This window comes from Aeromonas sobria (assembly GCF_006243315.1).
Taxonomy (GTDB): Bacteria; Pseudomonadota; Gammaproteobacteria; order Enterobacterales; family Aeromonadaceae; genus Aeromonas; species Aeromonas sobria_A.
This window is the reverse complement of the sequence record NZ_NKWE01000017.1, coordinates 1-14711: the sequence shown is the minus strand read 5'-3', so window position 1 is coordinate 14711 and position 14711 is coordinate 1. Positions and strand designations below refer to the sequence as shown.

The following is a 14711-nucleotide window of genomic DNA, read 5'->3' as shown; positions in this document are numbered from 1 at the left end:
TGCCGTGGTTCAAGGGGGAGTTATGGCGCATTTTATCGACCGCAGGCTCAACGGCAAAAACAAAAGCGCTGTCAATCGGCAGCGCTTCATTCGCCGCTACAAGAAGCAGATAAAACAAGCGGTCTCGGATGCTGTCTCCAAGCGCAGCATTCAGGACGTAGACAAAGGCGAGAACATCAGTATCCCGACCAAGGATATCGGTGAACCCCATTTCCATCAGGGGCAAGGCGGTAAACGGGAGATGGTGCATCCCGGCAATGACCAGTTCATCTCTGGTGACAAGATTGACCGCCCCAAAGGAGGGGGCGGTGGTCAAGGCTCTGGTGAGGGGCAAGCATCCAATCAGGGAGAAGGGGCTGACGACTTCGTGTTCCAGATCTCCAAGGATGAGTATCTCGACCTGCTGTTTGAAGATCTGGAGCTGCCACGACTGCAGAAAACCCAGCTCAACCAGCTGATGGAGATGAAAACCTACCGGGCTGGCTACACCTCCAATGGCGTACCCGCCAACATCAACGTAGTGCGCTCACTGCAAAACTCACTGGCTCGGCGCATGGCGTTGCAGGCGGGCAAGAAACGTCAGCTCCATGAGCTGGAAGATCGGCTGGCCCTGCTGGCCACCGATCCCAACGAACACTTTGCCGAAATAGCCCAGCTTGAGAAGGAGATCAGAGAACTGAAGCGGCGGATCAATGCAGTGCCGTTTATCGACACCTTCGATCTGAAGTTCAACAACTTCGTCAAGCGGCCGGTTCCCTCCAGCCAGGCGGTGATGTTCTGCCTGATGGACGTGTCAGGATCCATGGATCAGGCCACCAAGGAGATGGCCAAGCGTTTCTATATCCTGCTCTACCTGTTCCTGAGCCGGACCTACAAGAACGTCGAGGTGGTCTATATCCGCCACCACACCCAGGCCAAGGAGGTGGACGAACACGAGTTTTTCTACTCCCAGGAGACCGGCGGCACCATCGTCTCCAGTGCGCTCAAGATGATGAACGACATCATCAACGAGCGTTATCCGGCCAATCAGTGGAACATCTATGCGGCGCAGGCATCCGATGGGGATAACTGGGCCGATGACTCACCACAATGCAAGGAGATCCTGGCACGGGACATCATGCCGCGAGTGCGGTACTACTCCTACATCGAGATCACCACCCGCGCCCACCAGACCCTGTGGCACGAGTATGAGTCGGTGGCCAGCCAGTTCCCCCACTTTGCGATGGAACATATTCGCAAGGTTGAGGATATCTATCCGGTGTTCCGTGAACTGTTCAAGAAACAAGCGGCGTGAGGAGGTCCTATGATCGAAACCGAAAAAAGAGTAGCGCCACTGGATGACGGACCGGACTGGAACTTTGAGCTGCTGGAGACCTACCACCAGGAGATTGCCCGGGTCGCCCGATCGTACAAGCTCGACACCTATCCTAATCAGATCGAGGTGATCACCGCCGAGCAGATGATGGATGCCTACTCCAGTGTCGGTATGCCGCTCGGTTACCAACACTGGTCATTTGGCAAACGCTTTATCCATACCGAGCGCAACTACAAGCGCGGCCAGATGGGGCTGGCCTACGAGATCGTCATCAACTCGGACCCCTGCATCGCCTATCTGATGGAGGAGAACACCATGCCGATGCAGGCGTTGGTGATGGCCCACGCTTGCTATGGCCACAACTCCTTCTTCAAGAACAACTATCTGTTCAAGGCGTGGACTGATGCCTCCTCCATCATCGACTACCTGCTGTTCGCCAAAAAATACATTACCGAGTGTGAAGAAAAACACGGTATTGACGCAGTAGAGCGATTGCTGGACTCCTGTCATGCCCTGATGAACTACGGGGTGGATCGTTACAAGCGGCCGCAGAAGATCTCGATGGCCGAGGAAAAACGGCGCCAAAAAGCACGGGAAGATTACCTGCAAACCCAAGTCAACGAGCTGTGGCGCACCCTGCCCAAGCAGCATAAAGCAGCGGGGGTCGAGGACAGACGCTACCCTGCCGAACCTCAGGAGAACATTCTCTACTTCATCGAGAAAAATGCCCCCTTGCTGGAGCCCTGGCAGCGGGAAGTGGTGCGGATCGTGCGCAAGATCAGCCAATATTTTTATCCGCAAAAACAGACCCAGGTGATGAACGAGGGGTGGGCCACCTTCTGGCACTACACCATCCTCAACCACCTCTATGACGAGGGCAAGCTGAGCGATAGCTTCATGATGGAGGTGCTGCACAGCCACACCAACGTGGTCTATCAACCGGCCTATAACAGTCGCTACTACTCGGGGATCAACCCCTATGCGCTGGGGTTTGCCATGTTTACCGACCTGCGCCGCATCTGCGAGAACCCGACCGAGGAGGACAGATACTGGTTCCCCGATTATGCTGGCAGCAACTGGGTCGAGACCCTCCATTTTGCCATGCAGAACTTCAAGGACGAGAGCTTTATCAGCCAGTTCTTAAGCCCCAAGGTGATGCGGGACCTGAAGCTGTTCGCCATCGATGACGATGACCTCAAAAACTATCTGAAGGTCTCGGCCATCCATAATGACGAGGGGTACCGTCAGGTGCGCAATACCCTGTCGGCCCAGTACAACCTCAGCAATCTGGAGCCCAATATTCAGGTCTACAACGTGGCCGTGAAAGGGGATCGCTCCCTCACCCTGCGCTACGTGCCCCACAACCGCATCCCCCTTGGCGACTCGCGCCATGAGGTGCTCAAGCACCTGCATCAACTGTGGGGATTCGATGTGGTGCTGGAGCAGGATAACGGCGATCTGCCGGCGGATATCATCGGCCGCTGCCCGGAGCGAAAACCGGGGATCTGACCGGTTACCTGATCTCTCGACGGCCCACTTCGGTGGGCCGTTTTTTTATCTGCCTTCGCCTCTGCCAGCATCATCGCAGCCCAAGCCACACAACCCGAATAAACAACAACATAGAAAAAGGCCCGCACTGTGGTACGGGCCTCTTTGTCTTGCGGTCAATCTGCCACGGTTATCAGTAGAAGGTCTGCTGCTCTGCAGCCATCGCCTTGAGGCGAGCACAGGGGGCGAACCGGTCGTCGTGACGCTTCTGGTAATACTCAAGACGACCAACCAGATGATCGATCCCTAGCTTGTCCATATAGCGGAACGGGCCGCCGAGGAACGGCGGGAAACCGATGCCGAAGATGGCACCGATATCGCCATCACGGGCCGAGGCTACCACACCGCTATCTAGCGCCATGGCGGCTTCGTTGAGCATCAGCAGCACGCAGCGCTCGGCGATTTCCTGGCGGGCAAGCTTGGCTGAAGGTTTGATCCCGAGCACGCCATAGACGCTCTCGTCCACCTTCTTCTTGCCCTCTTTACCGGTCAGGCGATTACGCGGGGCCGCCTTGCCGTAGAGGTAGAAGCCCTTGCCGTTCTTGCGGCCCTTGCGATCGTTTTGCAGCAGCTTGTCGAACGCCTTGGGCGCCTGGAACTGCTCGCCGCCCAGCTCTTTCTCGAGAATGGGGGAGATCTTGGCACCCACATCGATCCCCACCTCATCAAGCAGGGTAATGGGGCCGACCGGGAAGCCGAAGTCCAGCAGCGCGCTGTCCAGCACCTCCACCGGCTCCCCTTCCAGCACCAGTCGCGCCGCTTCGTTCATGTAAGGGGCGAGGATGCGGTTGACGTAGAAACCGGCTTCGTCTTTCACCACAATGGGCGTCTTGCCCTGAGCACGGGCAAAAGCCAGGGTGGTAGCGACCGTCTCGGCACTGGTGCCGGCGTGGGGGATGATCTCCGCCAGCGGCATCTTGTCCACCGGGCTGAAGTAGTGCAGCCCCACGACTCGCTCCGGGTGCGCCGCCTCTGCCGCAATCTGGTTGATGGGCAGAGAAGAGGTGTTAGAGGCAAACACTGTGTGCTCACCGCACTCGCGCTCCACATCCTTCACCATCTGGTGCTTGAGCGCGAGATCTTCAAATACCGCCTCCACCACCATATCGATCCGATGAAAACCGGAGTAGTCGACGGTACCGGTCAGCAGGCTCATCTGTTTTTCCAGCTCGCTGCGCAGCAGTTGGCGACGCTTGAGCTTCTTGGCCAGAATGTCGTAGCTGTAGCGCATGGCATTGCCGATACCGGTGCTTGCCACATCCTTGATCCGCACCGGCACGCCCGCCTTGGTGGCGGTGACGAACGCAATGCCACCGCCCATCAGACCACCGCCCAACACGGCAGAATGGGCCACCTTGCGCGGCTCGGCCCCTTGATAAGTGACCTCTTTCTTCATCTCGGTAGTAGCAAAAAAGATAGAACGCAGAGCTGCAGATTCAGCCGTCATCACTAACTCGCCAAAGTGACGGGATTCGGCGGCGAGACCGGCCTTCATCCCCTCCTCCACACCGATACGCACCACCTCGAGGATCCGCTCCGGCGCCGGGTAGTTACCACGGGTCTTGGCTTTCACCCCTTTGCTGGCCTGATCGAACAGCACCTTGCGGCCCAGCTTGTTGGTCTCCAGCACCTTGCCTTGCAGATCCCGCTTCAATTGATGGCGCGGTTTGCCTTTTTTGGCCAGTTTGATGGCGGCATCCAGCAGAATGGAGGGCGGCACCACATCGTCCACCAGCCCCAGCTTTTTGGCTTGTTTAGCACGCACCTGCTTGCCGGTCAGCATCAGATCCAGCGCCTTGGCCACCCCGATCAGACGCGGCAAGCGCTGGGTACCACCCGAGCCTGGCAGCAGGCCAAGCTGGACTTCCGGCAACCCCAACACGGTTTTACCGTGCTCGGTCACCACCCGGCCATGACAGGCCAGCGCCAGCTCCAGCCCGCCACCGAGGCAGGGGCCGTGGATAGCGGCGATCACCGGAATGGTCAGCCCCTCGATCTCGGCAAAGATCTCCTGACCTTCTCGCGACAGAGTCTCGGCATCCTTGGCACTGGTGCAGGCGGCCAGCATGGTGATGTCGGCACCGGCGATGAAGGAGTCCTTCTTGCCGGAGGTGATCACCAGCCCAATCAGATCCTTGTTACGCTTCACCTCGGCCAGCACGGTGCGGATCTCCTCCACAAAGGCAGCCTTGAGGGTATTCATGCTCTCGCCCGGCACATCCATGGTGAGGATGCCGATACCATCTTTGCGAACATCCAGGGAAAAAGTCTTAGCGCTCATCATTCAACCTCCAACACCATAGCCACGCCCAATCCACCCGCCGCACAGGCGGTGTTGAGCCCAAATCCCCCGCCGCGACGACGCAGCTCGTGCAGGGTCTGGGTGATCATCCGCGCACCGGTCGCGGCAAAGGGGTGGCCATAGGCCAGCGAGCCACCGAGGACGTTAAATTTATCCATGTCCACTTCACCGATGGCCTGATCACGGCCCAGCTTGTCACGGGCAAACTCGGGGCTGGCAAACATCTTGAGGTTGGCCAGGGTCTGGGCGGCAAAGGCTTCGTGCATGTCGATCAGGGTCAGATCGCTGAGCGTGATACCGGCTCTGTCCAGCGCCAGCGGCGTGGCATAGGAGGGGCCCATCAGCATGTCTTGCCACACGTCAATGGCCGAGAAAGCGAAACTGCGGATATAGCCCAGCGGCTCGAGACCCAGCTCTTTCGCACGCCCTTCCCGCATCAGCAGCACGGCGGCGGCGCCATCGGTGAGCGGCGTGGCGTTGGCCGCTGTGACTGTGCCATGGACCCGGTCAAACACCGGCTTGAGCTTGGCGTAGCTCGCCAGATCGGAGCTTTCACGGATATTGTTGTCCCGCTCCAGCGGTGACTTGTAAGGGGGCACATGGGCGGTAAACACCTCGCCGCTGAGCTTGCCTTGCGCCCATGCTTCTGCAGCCAGGGTGTGGGAGCGATGAGCCAGCGCATCTTGCGCCTCACGGCTGATATGGTGGCTCTTGGCCATCTGCTCGGCCGTCTGCCCCATGGAGAGGCCAGTGGAGTATTCCGCCACCGCCGGTGGCACCGGCATCAGATCCTTGATCCTCAATGTCCGCAGAATATTGAAGCGCTGTTGCAGATTGCGCGCCTTGTTGAGATCCACCAGAGTGCGAGCCAGCTTTTTACTCACACCAATCGGGAGCACAGAAGAGGAGTCGGCACCGCCAGCAATGGCGATATCCACAGTGCCAGCCATGATCGATTCAGTGACATTGGCCACCGCCTGAAAACTGGTGGCGCAGGCGCGGGAGACGCTATAGGCATCCGTGGCAATGCTCATGCCAGTGCCGAGCACGATCTCGCGGGCAATGTTGGGGGCTTCCGGCATCTGCACCACCTGACCGAACACCAGCTGATCGATGAGGGCAGGGTCGAGATCGGTGCGGGCGAGCAGCTCGCTCACCACCAGTTTGCCGAGATCGACTGCAGGCACGCCATGAAAGGCGGTGGCCTGCTTGGCAAAAGGGGTACGCAGCCCCGCCACGACGGCAATCCGTTCGCCCTGGCGAGTCGTCAGTTTCAATGGCTGTTTCATCCTGGCTCCTTGGTTAAACGCAAAGATTAAAAGGTAGAGGTCTGACCTCATTGCGCCACATCTTAACAATCCACTCACAAGTTTCATACAGCTGATTGAAACTAAATTAAGCGCAGCAAGGCCCCTTCACTCGCCCTTGGGGAGCAACTGGAGTATAAAAAGATCAACTTCCATAAAAACAACGGGTTTATCGCATGGCAGCGGCCGAGTTCAGCGCGCTTAGGGACTATCTTGGCAGTCAAATTCTGGGGCAGGAGGAGCTCATCGAAGGGCTCTTGATCGCCCTGTTATGTGAAGGACATGTGTTAATCGAAGGGGCCCCCGGTCTTGCCAAAACCCGCGCCGTCAAAGCGCTCGCTGGTGCCGTCGAGGGGCGTTTTGCCCGTATCCAGTTTACCCCCGATCTGCTCCCTGCCGATCTCACCGGCAGCGAAGTGTTTCACCCGCAAGATGCCAGTTTTGTATTCCAGCCGGGCCCCCTGTTCAACCATCTGGTGCTGGCAGACGAGATCAACCGGGCGCCCGCCAAGGTGCAATCGGCGCTGCTGGAAGCCATGGCCGAACATCAGATCACTGTGGGCAAAAAGAGCTGGCGGCTACCGCCACTCTTTATGGTCGCCGCCACCCAGAACCCTATCGAACAGGAGGGGACCTATCCCCTGCCGGAGGCTCAGCTCGACCGCTTTCTACTCAAGCTGATAGTGGATTACCCGAGCCCCACCATGGAGCTGGCCATCTTGCAGCTTAACGCCAGCGGCGAGCAGCTTGGCGCTGCGCCGGTGACCCTGAGCCAGACCACCTTGCAACATGCCCGCAGCGAAGTACTGGCGGTCAGCATGCAGAGCAGACTGGAGCACTATCTGGTGGAGCTGGTCTGTGCCACCCGCCCGGGCAGCGGCCTGTGCCCCGCCCTTGAGCCATTGATTGCCGTGGGCGCCAGCCCACGGGCCACGCTGGGGCTGGCGCGATCTGCCCGCGCCCGTGCCTGGCTCGCGGGGCGTGACTATGTGCTGCCAGAAGATATCCAGCTGCAGGCCTATCCGGTGCTGCGCCACCGCCTGATCCCCAGCTATCAGGCACTGGCTGACAATCTGGACAACGACATCCTGATCGCCCAACTGCTGGATCAGGTGCCATGCCCCTAGATCCCGGCCTGCATCCCGACATAGATCTGTCGCTGCCACGGCTGCTCAATATCCGGCTCTGGGCCAAGGCCAGGGCCAGGCCGAAAACAGGCTTGAGCAGCAGTGAACGCGGCAAACCGGGGCGCTCGCCTGGGCTCACCTTTCGGGAACTTCGTGCCTATCAGGCGGGTGACGAGGTACGCCATATCGACTGGCGGGTCACGGCGCGCCTCGGTCGCCCCTACACCCGCCTCTACAGCGAGGAGCTGGATCAAGCGCACTGGCTGCTGCTCGATCTCTCTCCTGCCATGTATTTCGGCTCCACGCTGCAGCTCAAGGCGCGCCTCGCCTGCGAGCTGGCGGCGGCCCTGATCTGGCAAGGGGAGAAGCAGCACAACACCCTGATCTGCCATGGGCTTATCCCCCATCGCCAGAGCCAGCGCGGCAGCGTGCTTCCCCTGCTCGAATCCCTCTGCCATTACTACCAGCAAGGGCTAACACGCCGGACGCTCTCCCACTCGCTGGCCGACACCTTGGCCAGCGTGAAGCTGCCCCACGGTGCCAAACTGACGCTCATCACCGACCACAGGCCCTGCGAGTCGGCGCTCTGTCAGCAGTTGCAGCTGCTCTCGCGGCGCCACGATATCCACTATTGGCAAATCCGCGATCCCCTCGAAGCCGCCCTGCCCCCTGACGGCCAGCTGCCAGTGGCCATCGATAGGCCAGCCCAGCACTATCAGGGCTGGCTGGATGGGGGCCATGCCGGTTTCTCCCGCCGCTACCAGCAAGCCGCCGAGCAGCAGCTGGCCCACGGCAAGCAGCAGTTATTGCCGCTGGTACAGCGCCTCTATCTGCTCGATAACAGCCAGACGCTGCAACAACAGTGGCAGGAGGGGTTATGTCATCAGGGGTAATAGCGCCAACGGATCTCGACACGGCCAGTCCCGCCTCCGAGGCCATGACCGCACAGTTGGCCGCCCTGATGCGAGACATCCACCCGGGACCTGATCTGATTGAGCAGAGTCTGGACCCCAAAATACAGGCGTTACTGTGGCTACTGATCACAGGCTTATTGCTGCTATTGATCGCTCTGATTGCCCGGCGGTTGCTACGTTACCGCCGCTGGTGCCGCCAGCTGGAGGGAGATCCGGCGCTACTGGTGGCACGCATACACGAGGCGCTGCGCCATGAAGCGCTGCAACGCTGGCCCGAGGCACGCCAGTTGCAGGGAGAGGCGTGGCTCGCCTTCGTCGATCGTCACGGCGGCAGCAATTTCAGCCAGTTCTCCCATCACTGGAGCAGTTGGCTCTATGGCAGCCAGAACCCAACCCGCGAACAGTGCGAACAGCTGCGGCAAGATTATCGCCGCTGGGGTCAAACCCTTTTCTTACAATTTTCTCCCCGCTCAGGGCGCAAAACCGCGCGGAGACATTCATGACCCTGGCCTGGCCCTGGTTTGCGCTGGCGCTGGTGCTGCCCTTGCTGGTGCGCTTCGGTTTACCGCCCCTGCGCCGTGGTTATCTGGCTCACCCCGGGTTTGCCCTACTTCGCCCCCACGCCGGATTGCCGCTCTGGCGCGCCATGCTGCTCTGGTGCGCCCTTATCCTCGCCCTCTGCCGCCCCCAGTTATGGGGTGAACCGGTTATCCGATATGAAGGGAGCCGGGATCTGCTGATCGCGGTCGATCTCTCCGACAGCATGCGCACCCCGGATATGCTCGACAGCGGCGAGCAGCAGGCGCGGCTAACGGCGGTGCGCCAGCAGCTCAAGGCGCTGATCGCCAAGCGGGCCGGTGACAGGGTTGGCCTCATCGTTTTTGCCGATCACGCCTACCTGCTCTCTCCCCTTACTCAAGAGATCCCGGCGCTGTTGACCTTGAGCGACGAGCTCGATTTTGATCTGGTCGGCCGCACCACCGCACTTGGTGAGGCCATTTTGCTGGCACGCCAGCATGGGGACCCTAATCGCCCGACCGCTCTGCTGCTGGTGACCGATGGCCGCAATACTGCCGGCAATGCCGACCCACAGCAGGAGGCCAAACTCGCTGCGGCGCAGGGAATACGGATCTATACGCTGGGGGTCGGTGCCGATCCCGATACCTTTATCCAACCCTACGATGAAGCGGGCAGCGGTCAGGCCGATCCCAGCAGCGAGCTAGACGAGCCGCTCCTTAAAGAGCTGGCACAGATCGGCAAGGGGCATTACTTTCGGGCACGCACCCAGAGCGATCTGGATGCCATCAACGCGACCCTCAATGCCCTTGAACCAGCCCCCATGCCAATTGCCCACTATCAACCGGTGACCGAGCTCTACCCCTGGCCGCTGGCACTGCTTGGTGGCTTGCTGCTTCTGCCTGCGGGGCGCGGCAGGCTGGAATTTCGCAAGATGCGTAGCTGGCTGGCCCGAGGCGCGCGCAGATGGAGCTGATCTTGTTGCGGCCCCTGTGGCTGATCGCTCTCATCGCCTGGCTATGGCAGGGGTGGCGCCGCCGTCGCCAGCCCCCGCTGCTCGCCCCAGCCATGCACGCTTATCTGCTGCCATCATCCCGTCCCGAGCGCCCCTGGCTCTGGCTGGCGACACTGCCGATCATTTTGGCACTGTGTGGACCGGCACTGCGCAGTGAACTGCAACAGCAGCCTGCTGCGCCGCTCGATATCTGGTTGTTGGACTTGTCACGCTCAATGACCGCAACCGACCTCAAGCCGGATCGCGCCACCCGGGTCAGATGGCAGTTGCAACAACTGCTCAGCCGCGCCGAGGGCGAGCGCATTGCGCTGATCCTCTACGCTGGTGATGCCTACCTCACCATGCCGCCCACCCGGGATCATCAGGCCCTCGCGTTACTGCTGCCCGACTTGCGCCCCGATATCATGCCGCTGCAGGGCAGCAACCCGGCACGGGCCATTGAGCTTGCCATGCAACAGCTTGCCCCCGGTGAGCAGGCGCGTCTGCTGCTGATCACCGACGACCTCACCACGAACCAGATGGAACAAATTAGCGCCTTGTGGCCCTGCCAGCAGCGCCTGCTTTGCCGCGACACCCAACCGGCTCGCCTCGATATTCTGCTCGCCAGCAGCGGCCAAGCGGCCTCCATGCCCGCCATTCCTGCCAATGAGCTGGGTTTTGCTACCAGCCTGCCCGCACAACTGCCTGCCCCCGATAGTCAGGCCATGGCCGCGCTGGCCAATCGCCTCGGCGGTGAGCTGCAGTGGCTTGGTAGCGACGCGCCGCGCTTTGCGCCGCTGCCCGCCACTAGCTCGGCCCTCACCCCTGCGCCACTCGATTTAGGCCCCTGGCTGCTGCTCCCCTTGTTACCGCTGGCCTTGCTGGCCAGAGTCGGCGCCCGGCTGATGGTGGCGCTGATCATGGGACTACCGCTGCTCGTCCCTCAGGATCTGCAAGCAGCAGATGGGATGGCACAGCGCGCCATGCAGGCTTATCAACAGGGGGAATTTCAACAAGCCGCCCGCACCTTTAATGATCCGATCTGGCGTGGCAATGCCTGGTATCGGGCCGGCGCCTATCGGCAAGCCATCGCAGCCTATCAGCAAGCGACGAGCGCCACCGCCCACTACAACCGCGGCAACGCCCTGCTGCAACTGGGTGAGTTTGCCCCCGCCAAAGAGGCCTATCTGGCTGCCCTGGCGCTGGAACCCGGCCATGAAGATGCGCTCTATAACCTCTCACTGTTACAAGGCGCAGCGGCGGCGGCCCCCGACACCAACAACAGCAAGCAACCCGAACCAGCGGCTGATCAGCAGGTGACGGCAATGCCCCTGCCCCCCTCTCCACCCGTATTGCTGCTGGAGCAGCGACTGCGCAAAGAGGCACTGCGCCGGGACCTGATCAAGGTGGAGGAGCCCTGGTGACGCGGGCAGGATGGGGACTGTTGCTCGCGCTGGTGAGTCCGCTTGGCTGGGCCTTGCCGCCCCGAGCAGAGCTGCTGCCGGGTGCCGACCCCAGCGATTGGCTGCTGATCATCGAAGCGGATGGCGAGCGCCAGAGCAGCGAGCTGGAGATCACCCCCTTGCTGCGCCAGTTTGCGGTGGGCAGAGTGACCATGAGCCGGGTCACCACCCCGGTACAACAACTGACTCGCTGGCAGATCCCGCTGCACCAGAGCGATTCACCCGCGAATACAGAGGTGATAATTGCCCCGCTCAAGCTGGGAAATGAGTTCACCCCCTCCCTCACCCTGCCATTGAGAGAGGCGAAAACAGCAGCGCTGCCACAACCCGCAGCCCCATCGCCCCTCGAGATGCAGGCAAGCCTTGATCATCAGGGCCCGCTCTATCCCGGCCAGCCAGTGATCTACCGCCTGACCCTCTGGCTGCCCACCAGCATGCAAAACCCGGGACTGAGCGAGCTGAGCTCAACCCACTTCACCATCCGTCGCCTCGGCAGTGATGAGTGGATCGCCCCTGCGCAAGCTGGGCTGCCCGGCCGACTGACCCGCAGTTGGCTGATCCAGGCAAAAGCAGCGGGGCTCTGGCATATCGACTCCCCCCGCTTGCAAGGCCAGTTGATACAACAAGGGAGCAACCCACAGCGACTCTCAGCCAGGGCGGCCCCTCTTGCGATACGGGTAGACAAGGCCCCCGCCACTGCGGTGGCATCCCGCCTCACCCTGACACAACGACTGGAACCCGGCACCTCCACAGAGGTGGGGGAACCGCTGATCCGGATCCTGACCCTGACCATGGAAAATGGCGATGGCAGCCAACTCCAGCTTGCCCGGCTGATGGCTCATCAGCTGCCAACCGGGGTGCAAGCCCATCCTGATGGCGAGCAGCAACAGGAACGCTATCGCGAGGGAACACTGCTGTTTGAACGGGAGTGGCGACAAACACTGGTCGCAGAGAACAGCGGCAAGTATCAGCTCCCCCCCATTGCCGTGCCCTGGTTCAGCACCCAAAGTGGCCGGATTGAGCAAGCCAGTCTGCCCGCTATCGACCTGACAGTCCTCGCAACGGCTCGCCCACAACCAGAGAGTCAGCCGCCACAGATGCCAAGGCCAGAGAGCCTCTGGTGGGTGCTGCTCGCGCTAGCCCTTCGTGCCGTGCAGCGCCACGGGCCACGCTGGTGCGCCTTCTCTCGACTGCAACAGGCATTGGCCCGGCATCAACCAGAGGCAAGCCGCAAGGCGCTGATCCACTGGGCTACCTTGCGCTGGCAGGTTCCCTATTATCAATTAGGCCAGTTGCCCGGCGCTGGGCATAATCAGATCCGTGACGCGCTAAATGAGCTCGAACGAGCCTGCTTTGCCCCCCCGGCAGCTGGCCAGCCCCTGCAGTGGTGCCCCCTTGCGCGTGCCCTGACACCCCATGAAACGATGGCCATTTCACAGCTGATTTACCTGTTGGCTCGCTTGAAACGACGCCCCTGCGACTAGCCTCTTGACAAGGATTGCCCCATGGCTCTGCTGTTTTTTAGCAAAAAACGCGCTCAACAGCATATGGGTGGAAATGATCCGGCCACTGCGCCGGTCTCTACTCCTATGGCTGACAAACAAACCAAATTTGAAGCACTGGTCCATGCGCTGCACGGGGATCTCTACCGGTATGGCTACTGGCTGACCCGTGATCCCAACGTGGCGGAAGATCTGGTGCAAGAGACCTTCCTGCGTGCCTGGAAGGCGATCGACACCCTGCAGGATGACAAGGCAGCCAAGGGGTGGCTGATCACCATCCTCAGACGGGAGAACGCCCGCCGCTTTGAACGCAAGCAGTTCGATGTGGTCGATCTCGATGATTTCCCGCAAAGTGATCCTGACGCCTTACACAGCGAACAGGAGATGGAAAACGAATGGCTGCGCCGTCACATCACCCGCCTGCCAGAGGAGTATCAAGAACCACTCCTGCTGCAAGTCGTAGGGGGATTCAGTGGCGAGGAGATAGCCAAGATGCTCGGCCTGAACAAAAACACTGTCATGACCCGACTGTTTCGCGCCCGCAACCAGATCAAAGAGGCGATGGAACAGAAAAACCAAGCAAGAGGACACGGACATGGATGAACTCGAATTTCGCCGCAACGCCATGATCCAGCCCAACGATCAACAGCCTGACTTTCTCGAGACTGCCGATGCCAGCCAGGCCAATCGCCACTACCTCGACGAGATGAAGCAGTTTGACAGAACCCTCAAGCGCGCCATGCAGGTAGACGTCCCCGCTGGACTGGCCGAGCGGATCCTGCTCAAACAAGCCATGTTGCAAGATATGCCCGATGACAATATTCATCCCCTCAACAGCGCCACCACATTAGCCAGCGATCGGACACAGTCCCCCTGGCGCCAGATCGCCATGGCTGCATCGGTGGCCTTCTTGTTGGGGATGAGCACTCGCTGGATCAGCCTGCCAGAAGCGACCCCCACCGCCAGCTCCCTCGCCCAAGTGGCGATGGCCCATGTCTATGACGAAGCGCCCTTTATCCAGGGAACGGATGAGAGGGTCAACTTGCACAGCATCAACAGCAAGATGGAAAAATACGGGGCAACCCTGAGCGGGATGAATGGACTTGACGTCACCTATGCCAATCACTGCTCGTTTTACCAGGGGCCGGCCTTACACATGGTGATCCAGGGGAAGATGGGACCCATCACCCTGTTTTTGGTGCCCAAACATGTCCCCCTCACCCTGCAACAGGCCAGCTTTGAAGATGGCACCCTCAAAGGGGAAATAGTCCAACTCAAAGGGGCCAACATGGTGCTGATTGGCGAGATGAAGGAGCCACTCGCCCCCGTTGCCACGGCACTGCAGTCGCGCTTGCACTGGGCCATTTAACAAAGCTTGACAGCCCCTGAATGACAGGTGGCGGTGGTAAGCCGCTGCCTGCTCTATCCCCTTGCGCCTCTTTACCGCTGATTTGCGGCGTTGTTGCCCAAATCAGCCATCAGGTCACAACGTCCCCAGCCCCAGGTGACCGCTACACTCGGGGCTTTCTGACAGGCAGACCAAGGGTATTTAGCTTGTTTATAGCGCTTACATACGCCATGACTTCTCCCACTTGGCCGTTGTAGTTACGCAGACTGATTTTCCCCGCCAGCAACTGCTTGAACCGATACATCGCCGTCTCTGCCAGCGAGCGCCGATGATATCCCGACATCTTCTTCCAGTGCGCCAGCCCTTCCTTGCGCA

Annotated in this window: 12 protein-coding genes and 1 pseudogene; 10 read left to right on the top strand and 3 right to left on the bottom strand. The window is 60.4% G+C overall.

All coding sequences use genetic code 11. The features are described from left to right. Positions 1-22: 22 nt before the first annotated feature. Both CF137_RS03985 and CF137_RS03980 read left to right on the top strand, forming a co-directional pair. Positions 23-1294 (top strand): YeaH/YhbH family protein, encoded by a 1272-nt coding sequence (locus CF137_RS03985; protein ID WP_042023833.1) that lies wholly within the window; start codon positions 23-25, stop codon positions 1292-1294. Positions 1295-1303: 9 nt separating this feature from the next. Next, entirely contained in the window at positions 1304-2824 is a 1521-nt protein-coding gene (locus CF137_RS03980; protein ID WP_068978805.1) for a SpoVR family protein, read from the top strand. Between the two features lie 172 nt (positions 2825-2996). On the opposite strand, the gene fadJ is transcribed toward CF137_RS03980, so the two are convergent. Together fadJ and fadI are read right to left on the bottom strand one after the other, a co-directional pair. After that, entirely contained in the window at positions 2997-5144 is a 2148-nt protein-coding gene (gene fadJ / locus CF137_RS03975; RefSeq protein ID WP_139718177.1) for a fatty acid oxidation complex subunit alpha FadJ, read from the bottom strand. Next, a complete protein-coding gene (fadI, locus tag CF137_RS03970; protein WP_139718100.1) occupies positions 5144-6454 on the bottom strand; it encodes an acetyl-CoA C-acyltransferase FadI in 1311 nt (436 codons plus the stop codon). Before fadI ends, fadJ begins: the two co-directional genes overlap by 1 nt. Before the next feature lie 194 nt (positions 6455-6648). Between fadI and CF137_RS03965 the strand changes: the two genes are divergently transcribed. Genes CF137_RS03965 through CF137_RS03930 form a run of 8 tightly spaced genes read left to right on the top strand, consistent with a single transcriptional unit; the run spans position 6649 to position 14357 of the window. Beyond that, positions 6649-7599: an AAA family ATPase gene (locus tag CF137_RS03965; protein ID WP_139691732.1), complete on the top strand. Its 951-nt coding sequence runs from the start codon at positions 6649-6651 to the stop codon at positions 7597-7599. After that, positions 7590-8492 (top strand): DUF58 domain-containing protein, encoded by a 903-nt coding sequence (locus CF137_RS03960; RefSeq protein ID WP_139718098.1) that lies wholly within the window; start codon positions 7590-7592, stop codon positions 8490-8492. The genes CF137_RS03965 and CF137_RS03960 overlap by 10 nt, the downstream gene beginning before the upstream one ends. Next, positions 8477-9016, top strand: coding sequence for a DUF4381 domain-containing protein (locus CF137_RS03955; protein ID WP_139718096.1), 540 nt, complete (start codon positions 8477-8479; stop codon positions 9014-9016). Before CF137_RS03960 ends, CF137_RS03955 begins: the two co-directional genes overlap by 16 nt. Then, positions 9013-10005: a VWA domain-containing protein gene (locus CF137_RS03950; protein WP_139718094.1), complete on the top strand. Its 993-nt coding sequence runs from the start codon at positions 9013-9015 to the stop codon at positions 10003-10005. The genes CF137_RS03955 and CF137_RS03950 overlap by 4 nt, the downstream gene beginning before the upstream one ends. Continuing rightward, on the top strand, positions 9996-11447 hold the full coding sequence (locus CF137_RS03945) for a VWA domain-containing protein (RefSeq protein WP_139718091.1): 1452 nt from the start codon (positions 9996-9998) through the stop codon (positions 11445-11447). Before CF137_RS03950 ends, CF137_RS03945 begins: the two co-directional genes overlap by 10 nt. A 20-nt stretch (positions 11448-11467) precedes the next feature. After that, positions 11468-12970, top strand: coding sequence for a BatD family protein (locus CF137_RS03940; protein ID WP_139718176.1), 1503 nt, complete (start codon positions 11468-11470; stop codon positions 12968-12970). 21 nt (positions 12971-12991) lie between these two features. Next, positions 12992-13591 carry a sigma-70 family RNA polymerase sigma factor gene (locus CF137_RS03935; RefSeq protein ID WP_139691741.1) on the top strand — a complete coding sequence of 200 codons (600 nt, stop codon included), beginning with the start codon at positions 12992-12994 and terminating at the stop codon, positions 13589-13591. Then, entirely contained in the window at positions 13584-14357 is a 774-nt protein-coding gene (locus CF137_RS03930) for a DUF3379 domain-containing protein (protein ID WP_139718089.1), read from the top strand. Before CF137_RS03935 ends, CF137_RS03930 begins: the two co-directional genes overlap by 8 nt. A 142-nt stretch (positions 14358-14499) precedes the next feature. Here CF137_RS03930 and CF137_RS03925 read toward each other — a convergent pair. Next, positions 14500-14711 (bottom strand): annotated as a pseudogene (locus CF137_RS03925) (IS5/IS1182 family transposase); the annotation flags it as partial.